Origin of the sequence: Herbaspirillum sp. WKF16, assembly GCF_028993615.1 — a bacterium.
GTDB lineage: Bacteria > Pseudomonadota > Gammaproteobacteria > Burkholderiales > Burkholderiaceae_D > Herbaspirillum.
The window spans coordinates 4,880,526-4,900,146 of sequence record NZ_CP118632.1 but is presented as its reverse complement, the minus strand read 5'-3'; the positions used below and the strand labels follow the sequence as shown (position 1 = coordinate 4,900,146).

19 protein-coding genes are annotated in these 19,621 nt (G+C 66.9%); 7 read left to right on the top strand and 12 right to left on the bottom strand.

Annotation, left to right across the window (positions count from 1 at the left end):
- Position 1: 1 nt before the first annotated feature.
- The 4 genes from Herbaro_RS22110 to Herbaro_RS22095 all read right to left on the bottom strand — a co-directional run bounded on the left by Herbaro_RS22110 (position 2) and on the right by Herbaro_RS22095 (position 4,624).
- A complete protein-coding gene (locus Herbaro_RS22110; RefSeq protein WP_275011749.1) occupies positions 2-343 on the bottom strand; it encodes a hypothetical protein in 342 nt (113 codons plus the stop codon).
- A gap of 481 nt (positions 344-824) precedes the next feature.
- Positions 825-2,357 carry an L-piperidine-6-carboxylate dehydrogenase gene (gene amaB / locus Herbaro_RS22105; RefSeq protein ID WP_275011748.1) on the bottom strand — a complete coding sequence of 511 codons (1,533 nt, stop codon included), beginning with the start codon at positions 2,355-2,357 and terminating at the stop codon, positions 825-827.
- Between the two features lie 46 nt (positions 2,358-2,403).
- Positions 2,404-3,495, bottom strand: coding sequence for a DUF1338 domain-containing protein (locus Herbaro_RS22100; RefSeq protein ID WP_275011747.1), 1,092 nt, complete (start codon positions 3,493-3,495; stop codon positions 2,404-2,406).
- Positions 3,452-4,624 carry a saccharopine dehydrogenase family protein gene (locus Herbaro_RS22095; protein ID WP_275011746.1) on the bottom strand — a complete coding sequence of 391 codons (1,173 nt, stop codon included), beginning with the start codon at positions 4,622-4,624 and terminating at the stop codon, positions 3,452-3,454. The genes Herbaro_RS22100 and Herbaro_RS22095 overlap by 44 nt, the downstream gene beginning before the upstream one ends.
- A gap of 505 nt (positions 4,625-5,129) precedes the next feature.
- On the opposite strand from Herbaro_RS22095, the gene Herbaro_RS22090 reads away from it, so the two are divergent.
- Entirely contained in the window at positions 5,130-5,975 is an 846-nt protein-coding gene (locus tag Herbaro_RS22090) for a transporter substrate-binding domain-containing protein (RefSeq protein WP_275011745.1), read from the top strand.
- Positions 5,976-6,260: 285 nt separating this feature from the next.
- Here Herbaro_RS22090 and Herbaro_RS22085 read toward each other — a convergent pair whose 3' ends face one another.
- From Herbaro_RS22085 to Herbaro_RS22075, 3 genes are read right to left on the bottom strand one after another with little or no spacing between them, the layout of a single operon-like run.
- A complete protein-coding gene (locus Herbaro_RS22085; protein ID WP_275011744.1) occupies positions 6,261-6,707 on the bottom strand; it encodes an Lrp/AsnC family transcriptional regulator in 447 nt (148 codons plus the stop codon).
- A gap of 17 nt (positions 6,708-6,724) precedes the next feature.
- Positions 6,725-7,492, bottom strand: coding sequence for an amino acid ABC transporter ATP-binding protein (locus Herbaro_RS22080; protein ID WP_275011743.1), 768 nt, complete (start codon positions 7,490-7,492; stop codon positions 6,725-6,727).
- A gap of 10 nt (positions 7,493-7,502) precedes the next feature.
- Positions 7,503-8,168 (bottom strand): amino acid ABC transporter permease, encoded by a 666-nt coding sequence (locus tag Herbaro_RS22075; protein WP_275011742.1) that lies wholly within the window; start codon positions 8,166-8,168, stop codon positions 7,503-7,505.
- A 382-nt stretch (positions 8,169-8,550) separates the two neighbouring features.
- Here Herbaro_RS22075 and Herbaro_RS22070 point away from each other — a divergent pair, with 382 nt between their 5' ends.
- Both Herbaro_RS22070 and Herbaro_RS22065 read left to right on the top strand, forming a co-directional pair.
- Entirely contained in the window at positions 8,551-9,336 is a 786-nt protein-coding gene (locus tag Herbaro_RS22070) for an SDR family NAD(P)-dependent oxidoreductase (RefSeq protein WP_275011741.1), read from the top strand.
- Positions 9,311-10,624 (top strand): D-amino acid dehydrogenase, encoded by a 1,314-nt coding sequence (locus Herbaro_RS22065; protein ID WP_342456501.1) that lies wholly within the window; start codon positions 9,311-9,313, stop codon positions 10,622-10,624. The genes Herbaro_RS22070 and Herbaro_RS22065 overlap by 26 nt, the downstream gene beginning before the upstream one ends.
- A gap of 6 nt (positions 10,625-10,630) precedes the next feature.
- Here Herbaro_RS22065 and Herbaro_RS22060 read toward each other — a convergent pair whose 3' ends face one another.
- On the bottom strand, positions 10,631-10,915 hold the full coding sequence (locus Herbaro_RS22060; RefSeq protein ID WP_275011739.1) for a GIY-YIG nuclease family protein: 285 nt from the start codon (positions 10,913-10,915) through the stop codon (positions 10,631-10,633).
- 653 nt (positions 10,916-11,568) lie between these two features.
- Entirely contained in the window at positions 11,569-12,012 is a 444-nt protein-coding gene (locus Herbaro_RS22055) for a hypothetical protein (RefSeq protein WP_275011738.1), read from the bottom strand.
- A 205-nt stretch (positions 12,013-12,217) separates the two neighbouring features.
- Between Herbaro_RS22055 and Herbaro_RS22050 the strand changes: the two genes are divergently transcribed.
- Positions 12,218-12,793: a cell division protein FtsI gene (locus Herbaro_RS22050; RefSeq protein ID WP_275011737.1), complete on the top strand. Its 576-nt coding sequence runs from the start codon at positions 12,218-12,220 to the stop codon at positions 12,791-12,793.
- Positions 12,794-12,893: 100 nt separating this feature from the next.
- Here Herbaro_RS22050 and Herbaro_RS22045 read toward each other — a convergent pair whose 3' ends face one another.
- Positions 12,894-13,559 carry a flagellar basal body L-ring protein FlgH gene (locus tag Herbaro_RS22045; protein ID WP_275011736.1) on the bottom strand — a complete coding sequence of 222 codons (666 nt, stop codon included), beginning with the start codon at positions 13,557-13,559 and terminating at the stop codon, positions 12,894-12,896.
- Between the two features lie 276 nt (positions 13,560-13,835).
- Between Herbaro_RS22045 and folE the strand changes: the two genes are divergently transcribed.
- Together folE and Herbaro_RS22035 are read left to right on the top strand one after the other, a co-directional pair.
- Positions 13,836-14,561: a GTP cyclohydrolase I gene (gene folE, locus Herbaro_RS22040; protein WP_275011735.1), complete on the top strand. Its 726-nt coding sequence runs from the start codon at positions 13,836-13,838 to the stop codon at positions 14,559-14,561.
- Positions 14,562-14,563: 2 nt separating this feature from the next.
- On the top strand, positions 14,564-14,989 hold the full coding sequence (locus tag Herbaro_RS22035; RefSeq protein WP_275011734.1) for a BLUF domain-containing protein: 426 nt from the start codon (positions 14,564-14,566) through the stop codon (positions 14,987-14,989).
- A gap of 84 nt (positions 14,990-15,073) precedes the next feature.
- Here the strand turns inward: Herbaro_RS22035 and Herbaro_RS22030 are convergent, their stop codons facing one another.
- Positions 15,074-16,315, bottom strand: a complete 1,242-nt coding sequence (locus tag Herbaro_RS22030) for an HD-GYP domain-containing protein (protein WP_275011733.1) — start codon at positions 16,313-16,315, stop codon at positions 15,074-15,076.
- A 377-nt stretch (positions 16,316-16,692) separates the two neighbouring features.
- The gene (locus Herbaro_RS22025; RefSeq protein WP_275011732.1) at positions 16,693-18,120 is read right to left on the bottom strand and encodes an MFS transporter; all 1,428 of its coding nucleotides are present in this window, start codon (positions 18,118-18,120) and stop codon (positions 16,693-16,695) included.
- A 220-nt stretch (positions 18,121-18,340) separates the two neighbouring features.
- Here Herbaro_RS22025 and Herbaro_RS22020 point away from each other — a divergent pair, with 220 nt between their 5' ends.
- Positions 18,341-19,585 (top strand): ArgE/DapE family deacylase, encoded by a 1,245-nt coding sequence (locus Herbaro_RS22020; RefSeq protein ID WP_275011731.1) that lies wholly within the window; start codon positions 18,341-18,343, stop codon positions 19,583-19,585.
- The last annotated feature ends 36 nt before the right edge of the window (positions 19,586-19,621 follow it).

Genomic DNA, 19,621 nt, shown 5'->3' with positions numbered 1-19,621 from the left:
CTCAGTCCAGCAGCGCCTGCAGGCTCAGGCCTTGCGGCTGGCAGCGGAAGTACAGCTCCACCTGCATCGGACGCCAGCCGCGCACCAGCTGGCGCAGGTCGGCTTTCATCTGCTGCTTGCCGCAGAAGTCGTAGGCCTTTTCCTTGGCGGCGGCGGTCAGGGCCGGGATCGACATGGTGTAGCTCACGCCGGTGGCGGAGACCATGAACATGTCGCGTTCCTCGGACCGCACGTCGCTGAAGTTGGCGCAGCCGGCCAGCGCGCTTGCGCCCAGGCAGGCGGCGAGCAGGCTGCCGGTGCGGATACGGCGGGCGGTGCGGCTGGTATGGTGTTGCTGGTGCATGAGTCCCCCTCGTGCTTTGCCCATGAAGCTGCGGTCGTCGCGGCGGCGTTGCCGCCGGGAACGGCGCGCAGGAATGACAGCGTAAGCGTGGGGTTCCTTCGGGTGGTGGGGTCTTACCTGGATTTACGCGGGAGTGGTGGCTGTAAAAATGACGGGGGAAGTTGCAAGGATTCCTTGTTGGCGGGCCGCGCGACCCGGTTCGCCTGCGGGGATCCGGCGAGGTCTATGGCGTCTCGATTGCCGTTGAACGACGCTGGGTCCCTGCTTTCGCAGGGACGACACGAAGGAGGCGGACAACACCTCCTCGCACTCAAGCCCCTCCTCGTCGTTCCTGCGAAAGCAGGAACCCAGCGTCGTTCGTCGCACGTCAATCAACGCCGTTCGGGCCGAGTAGCCGCGCAGCGGCGTATCGACGCCGGCCCTGATCCGCCCGAAGGGCTTGTCCTGAGCCCGCCGAAGGGCCTGTCCTGAAACCGCCCGCTCATCCCACATCGAACCTCACCCCCTGGGCCAGCGGCAGCGTCCCGCTGTAGTTGATCGTGTTGGTCGCGCGGCGCATGTAGTTCTTCCAGGCGTCCGAGCCCGATTCGCGGCCGCCGCCGGTGTCCTTTTCACCGCCGAAGGCGCCGCCGATCTCGGCGCCGCTGGTGCCGATGTTGATGTTGGCCAGGCCGCAGTCGCTGCCGGCGGCGGACATGAAACGGTCGGCCTCGCGCAGGTCGTTGGAAAACAGCGCCGAGGACAAGCCCTGCGGCACCGCGTTGTTCATGGCGATGGCGTCGGCGAAGTCGTCGTACTCGACCACATAGAGGATGGGGGCGAAGGTCTCTTCGTGCATCAGCTCCGTTTGCGCCGGCATGCGCACAAGCGCCGGCGCGGCATACCAGCTGTCGGCCGCGGCGTCGCCATGGCCGACCGTCACGCGCTGGCCGCCGCTGACGACGGCGCCGGCTTCCCGCGCCGCGCGCAGCGCGGCTTGCATGGCGTCATGGCTGCGCCGGTCGATCAGGGGGCCGACCAGCACGCCCTCTTCGCGCGGGTCGCCGATGGCAAGGCCGGCATAGACGCTTTCCAGCCGCGCCAGCAGCGGCGCGGCGATGCTCCGGTGCACGAACAGCCGGCGCAGCGTGGTGCAGCGCTGGCCGGCGGTGCCGACGGCGGAGAAGACGATGGCGCGCAGCGCCAGTTCGAGGTCGGCGCTGGGGGCCACGATCATGGCATTGTTGCCGCCCAGTTCCAGCAGGCTGCGGCCCAGGCGGGCGGCCACCTGCTGCGCCACCTTGCGGCCCATGGCGACGCTGCCGGTGGCGCTCACCAGCGCGACCTTCGGCGAGGCGCCGAGCGCTTCGCCCAGGGCGCCGCCGCCGACCAGCACCGCGCTCAGATCGTCGGGCAGCAGTTGCGGATGTCGGGTGGAAAAGCGCCGCGCCGCTTCCTCGAACAGGCGCTGCGCCGCCAGCGCGGTCAACGGCGTCTTCTCCGACGGCTTCCATATCACGCTGTTGCCGCACACCAGCGCCAGCGCCGCGTTCCAGGCCCATACCGCGACCGGGAAGTTGAAGGCGGTGATGACGCCGCACACGCCCAGCGGATGCCAGGTCTCCATCATGCGGTGGCCGGCGCGCTCGGAGGCGATGGTCAGGCCGTGCAATTGCCGCGAGAGGCCGACGGCGAAGTCGCAGATGTCGATCATCTCCTGCACCTCGCCCACACCCTCGGCCTTGATCTTGCCGGCCTCCAGCGTGACCAGCGCGCCCAGCTCTTCGCGCCGTTCGCGCAGCACCTCGCCCAGCAGCCGCACCAGCTCGCCGCGCAGCGGCGCGGGCACCTCGCGCCAGCGCAGGAAGGCGGCGTGGGCGCGTTCGATGGCGCGTTGCGCGTCGTCCGCGCCATGGCTGCGCAGGCGCGCCAGCAGCGCGCCGTCGCAGGGCGAATGGACGGAGAGATCGGCGCCGTCGGCGTCGAGTTCGGCGGGGGAAAATCCGCTGGCGCGGAGCAGGGCGGCGTTGTTCATGGTGATCCTTTCGCTGAAATCCGGGCCGCCGCGCGCAGCGCCCGGCCTACATGCCGGCAGCGTCTGCGCCGCCGGCGGTCATCTTGAAAATGCCCTGCGCGTTGCCGCTGTCGAAGCTGAGGTCAAGGCGTTCCACGCCCTGGTCGTCGACATAGCGGTCGCGCGAAATGAATTCGTAGAACGAGCCCGGCACCGCCTGTTCGACGACTGCGCCGTGTTGATCGCGCATCGGGCGCAGCACGGTGCAGGCGCGGTAGGCGGTCTGGCGCACGCGGCCGTTGCGCGAGACCTCGATCTTGTCCTTCATCGGCCGCCCCAGCGCGCGCTGGCGTTCGGCCACCGCTTCGACGTCGGGCACGCGGTCGGTGGCATGGTTGAAGACGTTGCCTTCGGTGGCGATCCAGGCCATCTCGCTGGATTCGCCGCGCAGCCGTTCGTAGTCGGCGACCGTCGGCAAGGCGTGCTGGCGCGCGAAGGCCGACAGCAGCACCGGCAGCAGCGACTGCGCCGCCGCCAGCGGCAGTTCGCGTTCGCCTTCCAGTCGCGCCAGCAGGGCCTGGGCATCCGCGCCGAGCGGATCGACCGAGGTGCCGATTACGCGGCTGACCACCGCCTGGAACTCCGGCGAGAAGCGATCCGCATGCAGCTCGCTGACGAAGAACTGGGCGATCTCCTCGGGCGCATCGGCATGGGCGTAGGAGCGGCCGGTCATGCGGATGCGCTCCAGCGGATACAGCCCGTTCTGCACGTAGCCCAGCGGTCGCAGGATGCGCGTGATGGCCTGCTCGCCGGCCGGCAGCAGGCCGGTGCCGGCGCCCAGCACCGTGCGCAGCGCGCCATGGTCGAAGTGCATGCGCTGGCCGGCGGCAACGGCCTCGGCGACGTAGGCGGCGGCGTCGGGCACGTCCTTGAGCAGCTTCTCGAACAGCAGCATGTTGAGCGCCTGCGCCAGTTCCAGGCGCGACACATTCGCCGCGCCGGCCGGCCTGAGCGTGCAGGACGGCACATGGATCGCGCGCAGCAGGAAGGCGATCTCCTGCGGCGTGCGGTGCGCGGCCAGCAGCGCCGCCAGTTGCGAATCGCGCGCTGCCGCTTCAGGCCGCGAGCCGGCGGCCGGATTCTGTTCTCGGATGGTCATGGGGGGCTCCTGTGTCGTCGATAGCCACAGTGTAGCGCCGCCGGCCGTCGCCTTCAGGAGCGGCGTAGGCGCGGCCGAAGCGGTTGGCCAGGAACTCGGGCAAGGCCAGCTGTTCCTGGCGGAGGAAGCCGCGTTGCGGCAGGCGGCCGGCGAAGAACAGGTCGACCGCCGCGCATACGCCGGCCGCGGTGGTGATCTGGATGGCGCTCTCGGGCACGCCGCCGTGGTCGGCCGCGAACACCTTGCGGCTGAACACGCGCTGCTGGTACTGGCCATTGCGCGTGCCGCTGACGGTGACGAACACCAGCACCACGTCCTGCATGGTGGCCGGCACGGCGTGGCGCAGGATGTCCTTGAGCAGCGCCGGTCGCTCCTTCAGGCGCAGCTCTTCCAGCAGGAAGCGCAGGCGGTCGCGGTGGCCGGGATAGCGCACCGACTTGTAGTCGAGGTTGGCGGCGCGGCCGGCCAGCGTCGCGCACAGCGTGCCCAGGCCGCCCGAGGTGTTGAAGGCCTCGTACTCGACGCCGTCCAGCGAGAAGTGCTCCAACCCCTCCAGCGGCTGCGCCTCGTGCAGCGCGCCGTCGCGGATCGCCTCGCAGGGGTGGCAGTATTCGTTGACCAGGCCGTCCACGCTCCAGGTCAGGTTGTACTTGATCTCGTTGGTGGGAAACTCCGGCAGCGCGCCGACCCGCATCTTGATTTCGCGGATGTCGTCGAAGTCCTGCGCCAGGTGGTGCGCGGCGATGCCGACAAAGCCCGGCGCCAGCCCGCATTGGGGCATGAAGGCGCTGTCGGCGTCGGCGGCCAGTTGCATGATGCGGCGCGTGGCCTGCACATCCTCGGTCAGATCGAAGTAGTGCACGCCGGCCGCGCGCGCGGCCTCGGCCACCGCGATGGCCATGTGCCAGGGCAGGGCGTTGATGACGGCGTCGCCGCCGGCCAGCAGCGTGCGCAGCGCCGCGGCGTCGCTGAAATCGGCCTGGCGCGCGGCGATGCCCAGCGCCTCCAGCGGCTGCAGCGCCGCCGCCTCGCGGTCGGCCGCCAGCAGGCGATAGTCGCCGCTGCCGTGCAGGCGGCGGGCGATGGCCTGGCCGATGTGACCGGCGCCCAGCAGAATGATGTTGCGCATGGCGGCTCCTTTTCCGTGTGGTGATGTGGGGATACGGAGCCGATTCTAGGGAAGAGCTTGTACGATAAAAAGATGAAGATTGATGTTGAAAATGGTGATCTATAGTCGTTATGTAGCTATTGATCAGCCATTTTGTCGTGACGATGGTCATTTAACGACGCTGGGTCCCGGCCTGCGCCGGGAGGACAAGGAGGACGCAATTCGACGCTCCCTGCGCTCGGGGCGGCCAGTTACCTGTCGTCCGGCGCAGGCGGTAGCCGGTGTCGTTCCTCGCGGACAAACGGGTTTCACCAAGGGCGCGGAGTCAGTTTCCCGGCGGTTGAGACCGGCATCCGGCCCTGGCCTCGCCTTCAAGAAATTTCATCCGCAAGCGTCCCCAATTGCCCACGCAGCGTTCCCGAGGCTGGGCTAAAATCGACGCCAATGTCCGGCCGAGCGCCGGACATGCTTTTGACGCGCACGGCCGCCACCAGGCCGGCGCCATTCGCCAAACAGGGAGAACCGCATGACCAACCGCCGCAGTTTCATCACCAACGTGGCAGGCCTCGCCGCCGCGTCCTACTTGCCCAACGTTTTCGCCCAGGCCGCCGCGCCGGCCGGCTCGACCGAGGCGACCTTCGCCCGCATCCAGCGCACCAAGACCCTGCGCATCGGCGCGGTGCGCGGCGCAGCGCCTTACTACAACAAGGACCTGGCCAGCGGCGAATGGAACGGCTTCATGATCGACTTCGCCAAGAGCCTGGCGGCCAGCCTGAACGTCAAGCTGGAAATCAATGAAACCACCTGGGGCAACTCGGTGCTGGACCTGCAGACGCGCAAGATCGACGTCTTCTTCGGCATGAACCCGACCCCGGCGCGCCGCGAGGTCATCGGTTTCTCCGAGCCGCTGTTCCTGAACGCCTTCACCATCGTCTCCAAGAAGGAGTTCAAGACCTGGGCCGACCTGAACAAGCCGGAAGTGAAGATCGCCGTCGACATCGGCTCCTCGCATGACCAGATGATCTCGCGCGTGTGCCCCAACGCCACCATCGTGCGCCTGGAAAAGGCCGACGACGCGACCCTGGCGTTGCAGACCGGCCGCGTCGACGCGCAGGTGCTGGTGTGGCTGCTGGCGCTGAACATCCTCAAGAAGAATCCGGCGCTGGGCAAGATGACCGTGCCGATGCCGCTGGAAGCCACCTCGACCAACATCGGCGTGCCCAAGGAAGACGACAAGGCCTGGACCGAAGCGGTCAACAAGTGGATCGTGGCCGAACGCGCCGCAGGCAAGATCAAGCCGACCGTGCTGGGCAACCTGCAGAAGCTGTCGGGCGTGAAGCCGGAAGACGTGCCGCCGCAGATCCCGCTGTAAGCCGGATGGCGGCCGCGCCCGCGCGGCTGGAATGGAGAACCCGCACCGGCGACGGCGCGGGTTTTTTATTGCCTGCGGCCGGGGCCGGGATCAGGAATGGATGCCGGTGGCCGTCATGACGACGACGAACAGCGCCGAGCAGGCCAGCCAGAGGCCGAGGATGGTGATGTGGTTCCCGAAGAATTTGCGCATGACGGCCTCGCTGAACACATGAAAGGATATGTGCTTCATCTTAGGCAGGCGGCGGCCGCTCTTCCATCGGGAAATTCCCGATGCCGAGCGGCGTCAGCGCTCGATCTTGCGCGACAGGACGATGGAGGTGGTGGTGCGGGTGACGCCGTCGATCTCGCCGATCTCGTCGAGCAGCTGGTCGAGCCGTTCGGCGGAGTCGGCGCGCAGCCAGGCGACGTAGTCGAACTCGCCCGAGACCGAGCACAGCAGTTCGATCTCGGGCATGCGCTTGAAGCGCTTCAACACGTCGCGCACGGTCTTGGCCTCGACGCTGATGCCGACGTAGGCGCGCAGGGCGTTGTCGGTCACTTCCTGGCCCAGCTTGACGGTGTAGCCGGCGATGACGCCGTTGTGCTCCAGCCGGGCCAGGCGCGCCACCACGGTGGTGCGCGCCACGCCCAGCTTACGCGCCAGGTTGGCCACGCTTTCGCGCGCCGACACCTGCAGCAGCGCAATCAGCGCGCGGTCGGTGTCGTCGAGCGTGTCGAGCCGCGTCTTCATGGGCGGATCGCGGCGCGCTAGCCGTTGAAGCGGGCCAGGAAGGCCTGGGTCGCCGCCTGTTGCGGATTGTCGATGACCTGCGACGGCGGGCCGGCTTCCACCACCACGCCGTCGCGCATGAACACCACCTGGTCGGCGACTTCGCGGGCGAAGGCGATCTCGTGGGTCACCAGGATCATGGTCATGCCATCGGCCGCGAGGCCGCGGATCACGTTGAGCACCTCGCCCACCAGTTCGGGGTCGAGCGCCGAGGTGGCTTCGTCGAACAGCATTACGTCCGGTTGCATGGCCAGCGCGCGGGCGATCGCGATGCGCTGCTTCTGGCCGCCGGAGAGCTTCTGCGGATACATGTCGGCGCGCTCGGCCAGTCCCACCTTCTGCAGCAGCGCCATGGCGCGCTCGCGGGCCTGGGCCTTGGGCACGCGCTGCACGGTGATCATGCCTTCCATCACGTTCTCTACCGCGGTCATGTGCGGGAACAGGTTGAAGTGCTGGAACACCATGCCGGTGCGGGCGCGGAAGCCGGCCAGCTCCTTGTCCTTGGGCAGGCGGGATTTCTTCCCGTCGAATTCGAAATGGCGCTCGCCGATGCGCACCGAGCCCAGGTCAGGCACGGTCAGCAGGTTGAGGCAGCGCAGCAGGGTCGACTTGCCCGAGCCCGAGGGCCCGATCATGGCGACCACGCTGCCCTTGGCGATCTGGATGGAGATGTCCTTCAGTACGACGTGGTCGCCGAAGGCCTTCTTGAGATTGCTGATCTGGATCATCGAATTACCGTTGCTCATCTTGTGCTCCTCAACCGTGCTGCGCCGAGAGGCGGGTTTCCAGGCGCTTGGCCCAGATGGTGGCCGGCAGCAGGATCACGAAGTAGATGATCGCGACCATGGTGTAGATCTCCAGCGGACGATAGGTCTCGTGGGCGATGATCTGGCCCTGGTACAGCAGGTCCGGCACCGCCAGCACCGACAGCAGCGAGGTATTCTTCAGCTGCATGATGGACTGGTTCACCAGCGGCGGCGTCATGCGCTTGAAGGCCTGCGGCAGGATCACCCGCTTCATCAGCTGGAAGCGGGTCATGCCCAGCGCCCAGCCGGCCTCGGACTGGCCGACGTCGATCGAGACGATGCCGCCGCGGATGATCTCGGAATAGAAGGCGCCGCCGTACAGCGCCAGCGACAGCATGGCGGCGGTGCCGGCCGACATCTCGATGCCCAGCAGCACCGGCAGCGCGTAGTAGAACCACACCAGCTGCACCAGCACCGGGGTGCAGCGGAACACCTCGACGAAGGCGCGCAGCGGACCGGAGATGAACGGGTTGGTGGAAAGGCGGCCCAGGCCGACCACCAGTCCCACCAGCAAACCCAGCGCGATACAGATCACGGTATAGGTGAGCGTGTAGACGAAGCCGATTCCGATGATGCTCCTGAATTGCCAGAGCGAGCCGAAGTCCCATTGATACATCTGCGGTTTTCCTTAATACGATTCAACTGGAGCAGGCGAGCCGGCTCCGGGCGGTTGGACTGCGGGCGCCGCATGCACGATCCATGCCGCACGGCAATGTCCCGCTGTGCCGCAAGGCGGCGCGGAGGGCTGGTGTCGGGAAGGGCATGGCGGAGGGTACGGATATATCTTTTATATGGATTGCAAGGTGGGCAACCCGCGAACCCGGCAATTGTAATGGAGAACCGCCGCCCACGGCCACGCGATATGGGCGCGGATGTGGCGGGGAGGCCCACGCGGCGGCGGGGTTTGGCTAAAATAGCGCACTTGCCGCGGCGCGCGCCGCGTGCCGCCGGTCGCGCCTCCCAGCCGCTGGGAGCGGCCCCATTTTCCGATATCGACCATGAGCCAGGTTTCAACTTCCATCCCGTCCGCCCGGCAGCGCCGCGTCATCCTGATCACCGGCGCCGCGCGCGGCATCGGCGCGGCGGTGGCCGCCACGCTGGCTGCGCCCGATGTGGCGCTGGTGCTGCACGCGCGCGGCGATTCGCCCGAGCTGCAGGCCATCGCGGCGCATTGCCGCGGCGCCGGCGCGGCCTGCGTGACGGTGCCGGGCGACATGGCCGATGCCGCCACCGCGGGCGCCTTGCGCGACGCCGCGCTGCGCGAATTCGGCCGCCTCGACGCGCTGGTGGCCAATGCCGGCTTCGCCGACAGGAAGCGCATCGGCGAATTGTCGGATGCCGACTGGTCGCGTTCGCTGGACGCGCTGCTGTCGGGTTTCTTCCGCCTCGCCACCGCCTGCAAGGACGCGCTGCAAGCCGGCGGCCAGGGCCGCGTGGTGGCCGTCAGTTCCTTCGTGGCGCACGCGTTTCGCCTCGGCGAATCGGGCTTCCCGGCCTCGGCCGCAGCCAAGGCCGGGATCGAGGCGCTGGTGAAGTCGCTGGCGGTGCAGCTGGCGGCTTCCGGCGTCACCGTCAATGCCGTTGCGCCCGGCTATGTGCAAAAGAACGACCCGGCCAAGTCCGCCATCGACCTGGCCGCCTGGCAGGCCGCGCTGGACCGCATCCCGCTGCGCCGCCTGGGCCAGCCCCAGGACATCGCCAACGTCATCGCCTTCCTGCTGAGCCCGGCCGCGTCCTATGTGACCGGGCAGGTCTGGCATGTGGACGGCGGCCTCACCCTTTGATTTCCATCGACAGAAGAACACCATGCGCATCATCGTGCTGGGCGCCGGCATCGTCGGCGTCACCACCGCCTATTTCCTCCGCGAGCGCGGCCATGAAGTCACCGTCATCGAGCGCCGCGCCGAAGTGGCGGCCGAGACCAGCGTGGGCAACGCCGGCCACGTCTGCCCGTCCTACGCCACGCCGTGGGCGGCCCCGGGCATGCCGGCCAAGTCGCTGAAATGGTCGCTGCAGAGCTGCCTGGGCGTCGAGGCCGCGCTGCGCTTCACGCCGCGCATGGACGCGCACCAGTGGAAGTGGCTCAAGAAATTCCTGGCGCAATGCACGCCCGAGCGCTACGCCGTCAACAAGGCGCGCATGGGCCGCCTGGCGCGCTACAGCCATGAACAGCTCAAGCTGATCCGCGAGCGCCTCGATATCCGCTACGAGCAGACCACCGGCGGCAACCTGCAGTTGTTCCGCACCCAGGAGGGCGTGGACAACGCCAGTCTCTCGACCAAGGTGCTGGCCGAGGCCGGCGTGCCGTTCCAGCTGCTCGACGCCGATGGCTGCGTGGCTTTCGACCCGGGCCTGGGCGCCGCGCGCGGCGAGTTGAAGGGCGGCTTGCTGCTGCCCATGGACGAGACCGGCAACTGCCCGTTGTTTGCGCGCGCTTTGGCGGCGTGGCTGCAGGCGCATGGGGTGGAGTTCCGACTCTCGACCACGGTCGAGGCGATCGAGGTGGCCGGCGGCAAGGTGGCGGGCGTACGCACCGGCGCCGGCACGCTGTGCGCCGACGCCTACGTGGTGGCCTGCGCCTCGGCCTCGGTGCCGATGATGAAGCCGCTGGGCCTGGACCTGCCGATCTATCCGGTCAAGGGCTACGCCATCACGGTGCCGGTGGCCGACCCGGCCGGCGCGCCCCGGAGCGGCGTCATGGACGAGTACTACAAGGTGGCGATCACCCGCATGGGCAACCATATCCGCGCCGCCGGCACCGCCGAGATCGGCAGCTGGGACACCAAGGTCACGCCGCGCGATTGCGCCACCGCGCTGAAGTCGCTGAAGAACCTCTACCCTGCCGGCGCCGACCTGGCGCAGGTCGAGTACTGGGCCGGCCTGCGCCCGATGACGCCGGACGGCGCGCCGCTGATCGGCGCCACGCCGCTATCGAACCTGTGGCTCAACGCCGGTCACGGCTCCAACGGCTGGACCACCGCCTGCGGCTCCAGCCGCATCATCGCCGACAAGATCTCGGGCGCCGCCAGCGAGATCGAAAGCGCCGACCTGGAGCCGGCGCGCTTGATCTGACACGCCTCAGACGAGTTCCGGATACAGGTCGCGCCAGTAAGGATTGCGCTCCTCGATCAGGCGAATCTTCCAATCCCGGTGCCAGTTCTTGAGTTGCTTTTCCCGGGCGATGGCGCTGATCGGATCATCCAGCACATCGACATGAACCAGGTCCTTCACCTTGTATTTGCCGGCGAAACCGGCGCAGGTTTGCTCCCTGTGCTGGTGGACGCGCCTGATCAGGTCGCGGGTCACGCCGATGTACAGCGTGCCGTTCCTGCCGCTGGCAAGGATGTAGACGTAGTAGTTCATGCGGCCGATCGTAGCTGTGGCCGTGTGTGTTGAGCATCGGTGTATTGCTGATTTTTGCGCTGTTTATGCGCGACGAACGCCACTGGGTCCCGGCCTGCGCCGGGACGACGAGCCGTTGGCAACTCGACCACTCGGCGGTTCAAGCTGCTTCCCCAATGTCGTCCTGACGAAGGTCAGGACCCAGCGGCGTTCTGCTGAGCCGGATGATCAGCAGGATTCAGCGATCAAACAAGGCATCCGCATTGTGTCGGGCATCGGTGCATTGCTGATTTTTTGCGCTGTTTATGCGCGACGAACGCCACTGGATCCGGCCTGCGCCGGGACGACGAGCCGTTGGCAACTCGACCACTCGGCGGTTCAAGCTGCTTCCCCAATGTCGTCCTGACGAAGGTCAGGACCCAGCGGCGTTCTGCTGAGCCGGATGATCAGCAGGATTCAGCGATCAAACAAGGCATCCGCATTGTGTCGGGCATCGGTGCATTGCTGATTTTTGCGCTGTTTATGCGCGACGAACGCCACTGGGTCCCGGCCTGCGCCGGGACGACGAGTCGTTGGCAACTCGACCACTCGGCGGTTCAAGCTAGCTCCCCAGTGTCGTCCTGACGAAGGTCAGGACCCAGCGGCGTTCTGCTGAGCCGGATGATCAGCAGGATTCAGCGATCAAACAAGGCATCCACATTATCGCCATTGCTGAACGCGCTGATGCCCCAGCCCGCCGGCGCCTTGTAGAAGATGAACTGCCAGGGGATGGCCTGGCGTTCGGTCTTCTCGATATAGGTCAGCTTGATCAGCGAGTCGCCGACCTTCTCCGAACGGATGAATTCATAGCCCACCGAATTGCCGACCCGCGCCTCGATCGCCATGCGCGAGCTGCGCGCATTGCCGCGCGCGATCTCCAGCGTGCGGATGTCGATCAGCGAGTAGGGCGACATGGCGCCGTAGGCGTCGTCGGTGCGGCCGGCGCCGGCCTGGGCCATCACCTTGTCGGCCAGCGCGCGCACTTCGGCTTCCGATTTCAGGGTGTCGGCCTGCGCCGCGTGGCAGAAGCCGGCCAGCGCCGCGGCGGCCAGCAGGGCAGGGGGGAACAGTGGTTTCATCCGGGTCTCCTGTGACGGTGGAAAGATACACCGGCATTGTGCCAGCAAGGCGCATGTGAAGCAGCCATGCGCATGGTGTAAAGCATTGCAGGGTGCAGCGTAAATCAGCGTAAAACCGGCCGGACGGCGGAACCCGCGCGGATATGATGGGCAGCCTGGAATCCCGTCTTCATCCCAATGCGGATTCCGTTCGGGGGGAAGCACCATGCGCACCATCATCATTGCCACATTGCTGGCATCGTCGCTGTCGGGCTGCGTCGTCACCTCGACCAGCACCCTGGTCGATGCGGCCAGCCTGGTCGGATATGCCGCCTCGGGCGTCAAGTCGATGACGCCCAATGCGCCGGCCAATCCCATCGTCTATAACAAGGATCCGATCCGCGAGATCTGCATCGAGTGGAACGGCGCGGTGGCGCTGAGCGACTTCGTGCCGAGCCTGCAGGGCGAGCTGCAAAAGCACGGCGTGCAGAGCCGCGTCTACGACGCCGGCACCCAAGTGCTGGCCTGCCCGGTGACGCTGACCTATACCGGCTACGTGAAGTGGGACACCAAGGTGTTCTCCGACGCCTACTCGCCCTATCTCACCTTCGCCGCCCTGACGCTGCGCCGCGACGGCCGCGTGCTGGGTTCGGCGCAATACCGCATGGGTTCCTTCGGCCAGGACAAGTGGGCCACCATCGGCGAGAAGCTGGGGCCGCTGGTGGATGCGCTGCTGCCCGGCAATCCCTCCATCATCGCCGACAACTCACCTGAGAACCGCACTATCGGCAACGGCTACTGAAGCGCCGCGGGCGATCGGCCACGGCAAGGCGGCGCATCGATGGCGCCATGAAAAAACGGCAACCGAGGTTGCCGTTTTTCTTTTGCGCCGCGCCGGCGGATCACCAGATCGTCAGCAGGCGGCGGAAGAAGTTGTTGTCGGTACTGGCGTCGGCGATCGATCCGCCGCCGACCTGCTCCAGCCGCGCATCGGCGACGTTGGAGGAAGAGACGATGCCGCTGCGGATATCGCGCGTGCGCACTACGCCCGAGAAGCGCAACGTGTTGACGGTGCCGTTCACGCCGATACGCTTTTCGCCCGCGACCACCAGGTTGCGGTTGGGCAGCACCTCGACGATGGACACCATCAGCGTGCTGGTCATGGTGTTGGTGCTGCTGCTGTCGCCGGAGCCCTTGAAGGAGCTGCTGCCGCTGGCCGAGTAGTTGGCGTTGTATAGCTGCGTGAACAGCCCGCCCAGCGGCGCATCCGAGCCCGGGCCCTTTTGCGTCAGGCTGGAGTCGCGGCTGTTGGTGGTGGCGGCCTTGTTGCTGCTGCTGATGGATTCGGAGATGTCGATCTTGATGATGTCGCCGACGTTGTAGCTGGTCGGCTCCTCGAACAGCTGCGCGCTGGAGACGCGGAAGATGGCGCCGTTGTTCTCGACGTTGGCCACCGGATAGGACGGCCGCACGCTGGTCGGCCCGCTTACCATGGGCGCCGGACTGGTGCAGGCGCACAGCAGGCAGGCCAGCGCGCATGCGCCGGACAGACGATATTCGAACTTCATGGCGACACCCCCGGAATGATGAGGCCGGACTGGATGTCCGGCGCTGTCGAGCCGCCGCGCTCGCAGGTGCAATACGCGACGGCTCGTAGGCGGATGATCTTCGTTCGGGCTGTAAGCGGCGGTTAATGCGGTGTAAATGCCGGCAAACAATCATCAATGGCGGTTAAGCGCGGAGGCGGCCGCGCATCCGGCCGGCGGCGGATGCGATGCCTGCTTTCGGGGCATAATGGCGGCAACTTCACCGATACCGCCGGGCCGCATGGCCCGCATCCAACCATGGCAACACAAAAAGACCCGGCCGCCGCGCCGAGCGTGCATGAACAGCTCGTTTCGTCCCGCATCCGCGCGCGCATCAAGGCCGCCGGCGTGCGCTTCCACGCCAACGACAACATCTCCGCCTTCATCGAGGAAGGCGAGCTGGCCGAACTGCAGGCCGAGGTGCAGGCCAAGCTGGCCACCGTGCTGGAGAGCCTGGTGATCGATGTCGAGAGCGACCACAACACCCAGGACACCGCCAAGCGCGTGGCCAAGATGTATCTCAACGAAGTCTTCCGCGGCCGCTACCAGGCCGAGCCGCCGGTGACCGAGTTCCCTAACATCGAACGCCTGAATGAGCTGATGATCGTCGGCCCGATCACCGTGCGCAGCGCCTGCTCGCACCACCTGTGCCCGATCATGGGCCGCGTGTGGGTGGGCGTGATGCCCAACGAGCACTCCAACCTGATCGGCCTGTCCAAGTACGCGCGGCTGCTGGAATGGGTGATGAGCCGCCCGCAGATCCAGGAAGAGGCGGTGTCGCAGGCGGCCGACCTGCTGATGCAGAAGCTGCAGCCCGACGGCCTGGCCATCGTCATGGAAGCCGACCATTTCTGCATGCACTGGCGCGGCGTCAAGGACATGGAATCGAAGATGATCAACAGCGTCATGCGCGGTTCCTTCCTGCGCGATGCCAACCTGCGCCGCGAATTCCTGGCGCTGATTTCTCCACGTCAACGAGGTTAATCATGCTGGTCCGCCTGATCTACGCAAGCCGCGCGCGCCTTCCGATTTCCAGCGAAGTGATCGACAGCATCCTGGGCAGCGCGCGCAAGAACAACCCCGAGCAGGGCATCACCGGCGTGCTGTGCTACAGCGACAGCATCTTCGTGCAGGTGCTGGAGGGCGGGCGCGACCAGGTGAACCGGATCTACGGCCGCCTGCAGCGCGACGAGCGCCATCACGACCTGGTGCTGCTGGCCTATGAGTCCATCGACGAGCGCCTGTACTCCTCCTGGACCATGGGCAAGATCCGGCTGGACAAGATCAACCGTTCGCTGCTGCTGAAGTATTCGGTCTGCGGCGAGCTCAATCCCTACCTGGTCTCCAACTGCGCCACCGTGGCGCTGTTGAACGAACTGGCGTCGACCGCCGCCTTCACGCAGCGCGACTGAGGCCGGGGGCGGCCGGCATGAAAACGGCGCCCTTGCGGCGCCGTTGTTTTTCCATCTGCAGGTGATCGAACCCGATCGCCGGCCTCAGAGCTCCAGCGAGGGCAGGTTGCGGATGCCCCATTTGGTGTGGTCGGCATAGGCCACGATCTTGTCGCTGGCATGCGCCAGGTCGACGATCTCGGTCTGCAGCGGCATCTTGGTGAGGGTCGAGTAGAACATCTTCACGCGCGGCGTGAGCAATTGTTCGGGCCGCTGGTCCACCACCACGCCCAGGCGGCCCGATTGCATCAGCACACAGGAGCCGGTGGGATAGATGCCGATCGCCTTGACGAAGGCCTCGATGGTCTTGGGGTCGAAATGGCCGGCGCTGCCGGCCATGTGGCGGATCGAGCGCGCCGGATCCCAGCCGGCCTTGTAGGGGCGGTTGGAGGTGATGGCGTCGTAGACGTCGCACACCGCGCTCATCTTGGCCATGATGGAGATCTGGTCGGACTTCAGGTTGAACGGGTAGCCGCTGCCATCGACCTTTTCATGGTGATGCAGGGAAACGTCCAGCGCGGCCTGGCTGATGCCGTCGATCTGCTTCAGGATCGAGTGGCCGGCCACGGTGTGCGAGCGGATCGAGGCGAATTCCTCTTCGGTCAGCTTGGCGGGTTTGTTCAGGATGTCCAGCGGCACGGCCATCTTGCCGACGTCGTGCAGCAGGCCGGCCATGCCCGCCTGCTTGATGTCGGCATGCGACATGCCCAACTGGTTGGCCAGCGAGATCATCATGGCGCATACCGCCACCGAGTGCATGTAGGTGTAGTCGTCGGCGGTCTTCAGGCGCGCCAGGCTGATCAGGGCGTCGGCATTGCGCGAGACCGAGGCGGTGATCTCGGTGACCAGGTCGGCGGCGTCCTTGACGTCCACCGTCTTGCCCATGCGCGCCTCGGAGAACATGTTGAGCACCGTGGTCTTGGACGAGGACAGGATGCGCGCGGCGCGTTCGCGCTCGACCTTGGTGTCGACCCGGCGGGCCTGGGCGCGCGGCGCCGAGCCGTGCACCGCGGGCGCGCCGCCGAGGGCTTGGCCCGTGGCGTCCTGGGCATTGTCGGCGTCGTCGGCATCTTCCGCGTCCTCGTCGACGTTCTCCGGGGCAACATCGCGGCCCTTGGCCGTATCGATCAGGATCTCGCGGATCGGGCTGGCGCGCAGCGCCTGCAGGTCCTCGAAGCTGTCCAGCTTGAAGGATTTGCGCCAGAACGGATGGTTGATCCAGGCTCCGGGTATGGAGTGGACGTACATGCCGAGTCGCAGCTGTTCGGTGGCGATTGATTTCAACATATCGAATTCCAGATCTCTGTCTGGTGCAGTTTGCTCCGAAAACCGGTTCGATTTCCCCGATGAAATTGACGCCTGCTCTCTTCAGTTACAGGTTCCTGCCCTCTCGTCGCCTTTCCCTTGGCGCTTGTGAGGCATGGCTTTCATCGTAGCAGAATGTTTTTTACTTGAGAGAGCCGAAACGTCTCACGCATGGCGATATTTTCCAATCCCCCGGCGCAAAGGTTTATGCGGGGAAAATTTCGGGTGATTTTCCACCGGATATGTGCGGCACGACAACGTCCCAGGCGCAACCCATGGGAATGGTCAGCGTTTCGTCAGCATCAATGGAAACGGCGGCCGGAAGGCCGCCGTTTTCCCGGTGCATGCGCAGGCAGCGCTTATTTCTTCAGCGGCGGCGCATAGGGATTTGTGGTCAGCAGGCGCAGGAAGCTGGCGATGCAGGCCACGCCGGCGAAGGCCGCGCCGAAGCCCAGCGCGAAGCGCGAGCCGTGCGATTCGGACAGGTTGAAACACAGCGCCACCAGCGCCGCGCCGATGCTTTGGCCCAGCAGGCGCGCCGTGGCCACAATGCCGGAGGCGCCGCCGCTGCGGTGCGGCGGGGCGCTGGTCATCAGCGCCTTCAGGTTGGGCGACTGGAAGAAGCCGAAGCCCATGCCGCACAGGAGCATGCGCCAGCTGATCTCCCACACGTTGGGCGCGGCCGGCATGAAGGTCATCGCCAGCAGGCCGGTGCACAGCAGCGCCAGGCCGACGCCGCCCAGGATGCCGACCGGGTAGTGGTCCGACATGCGGCCGGCGATCGGCGCCATGATGGCCACGGCGACCGGCCAGGGTGTCATGAGGAGGCCGATCTCTACCTGGCTGCGGCCGAGGTCATGATGGAAGAAGAAGGGCAGCGAGACGAACGCCAGGCCCTGCGCGGCGAACGAGCAGACCGCGGTGACCGCCGACAGCGAGAACATGGGATGGCGGAACAGGTCGACCGGCAGCATCGGCGCCGGATGCGAGAGTTCGCGCTTCAACAGGAACAGGCCGCAGACGATGGCCGCCGCCAACTCCAGGCCGACCACGCTGGCTTCGGCCTGGTGCGCGCCTTCGCCGATGGCCAGGATCAGCAGGCCGAAGGTGGCGGCGTTGAGCAGGGCGCTGCGCAGGTCGAAGGCATGCTTGGCCAGCGCGGTGTGCGGCAGCGAGGTCAGCGCCAGTGCGATGGCGGCCACGCCCAGCGGCACGTTGACCGCGAACAGCCACGGCCAGGGCGCGATGGCGAGGATGGCCGAGGCCACGCTGGGGCCGACGGTGAAGGCGATGGCCACGATCAGGGTATTGAGGCCGACGCCGCGGCCCAGCGAACGCGTCGGGTAGATGAAGCGGATCAGCGCGGTGTTCACGCTCATGATGCCGGCCCCGCCCAGCCCCTGAAGGAAGCGCGCGACCACCAGCGTGGGCAGCGACCAAGCCACCGCGCACAGCAGCGAGGCGGCGGTGAACAGCACCAGGCCCCAGATATAGACGCGGCGGTAACCGACGATCTCGCCCAGCGCCGCCAGCGGTAGCAGCGACACCATCATCGCCAGTTGGTAGGCGGTGACGATCCACACCGAGGCTGCCGGCGTGGTGTTGAGGTCCAGCGCCATGGCCGGCAGCGCGGTGTTGGCGATGGCGGTGTCCAGCGTGGCCAGGCCGACGGCGATGAGCAGCGTAAGGATGGCGCGGCCGCGCTGTTCGGGCGGCAGGCCTTCGCCGGCGATGACCGTGTGATGGACGGGCGCTTCGGCGCCGGCGGATGAGGGCAGGGATGACATGTGGTTTCAGCGAGGTGGCGCGGCCGGTACGCCTGCCGTGCAGCCCGGCAAGGTCCGTCGCTTATATATATGGAGATCCTGGACCGCCTGGAGCGCGCGGCCGCATCCATGATAGCGGGGAAACGCCGCCTCTGCTGGCCGCCCTCCGGCCGCGCTCGCGGTGCGCTATGATGGCGGTTTGCGCCGGCGCTGCCGGCGCGTCTGATGACGGAGTCGCAGCATGTCCAAACAGCAGTTGTCGGAGCGCCTGTGCGCATGGATCGATCAGCATTTCGATGAGGAAGTCGGCGTCCTGCAGCAGCTGATCCGCATCCCGACCGACACGCCGCCGGGCAACAACGCGCCGCACGCGGACGCGGTGGCCGAGCTGGTCAAGGCCTGGGGCTGGAACGCCGAGAAGCACGCGGTGCCGCAGCAGCAGGTGGCCGACTACGGCATGCAGAGCATCACCAACCTGATCGTGCGCCGGCCCTATGCGGCCGGCGGCCCGACGGTCGCGCTCAACGCGCACGGCGACGTGGTGCCCCCGGGCGAAGGCTGGAGCCACGATCCCTACGGCGGCGAGATCGCCGACGGCCGCATCTATGGCCGCGCGGCGGCGGTCTCCAAGAGCGACTTCGCCAGCTACATCTTCGCCGCGCGCGCGCTGGAGGCGCTGGGCGCCGAGCTGCGCGGCGCGCTCGAACTGCACTTCACCTACGACGAGGAATTCGGCGGCCTGCTGGGCCCGGGCTGGCTGCTGGAGCAGAAGCTGACCAAGCCCGACTTCGTGCTGGCGGCCGGCTTCAGCTACAACGTGGTGACCGCGCACAATGCCTGCCTGCAATTCGAGGTCACCGTGCACGGCCGCGCCACCCACGGTTCCATGCCCGAGACCGGCCACGATGCGCTGCAGGCGGCCACCGCCGTGCTCAACGCCATCTATGGCGCGCTGCCCGGCTTGAAGCAGATCAGCTCGGCGATCCCCGGCATCACTCATCCGACCATGATCGTCGGACGCATCGACGGCGGCACCAACACCAACGTGGTGCCGGGCAAGGTGGTGCTGAAGATGGACCGCCGCATGATCCCCGAGGAAGATCCGGCGCAGGTCGAGGCCGGCGTGCGCAAGCTGATCGAAGATGCCGTGGCCGGCTTGCCGGGCATCCGCGTCGAGATCCGTCGCCTGCTGCTGGCGCGCGCGCTGCGCCCGCTGCCGGGCCACGAGAAGCTGGTCGAGAGCCTGTTGCGCAATGCGCAGCAAGTGATGGGCGAGGCGCCGACCACCAATGGCTCGGCGCTGTACACCGATGCCCGCCTGTACGGCGAGCACGGCATCCCGGTGGTGCTGTTCGGTGCGGGGCCGCGTACGCTCATGGAGTCCAACGCCAAGCAGGCCGACGAGAACCTGGCGCTGGAAGACCTGCGCCGCGCCACCAAGGTGACCGCGCTGACGCTGCTGGACTTCCTCGGCCCGCAGGGCTGAAGCATCTTTTTGTTGCGGACGGGAATCGATAGCGGT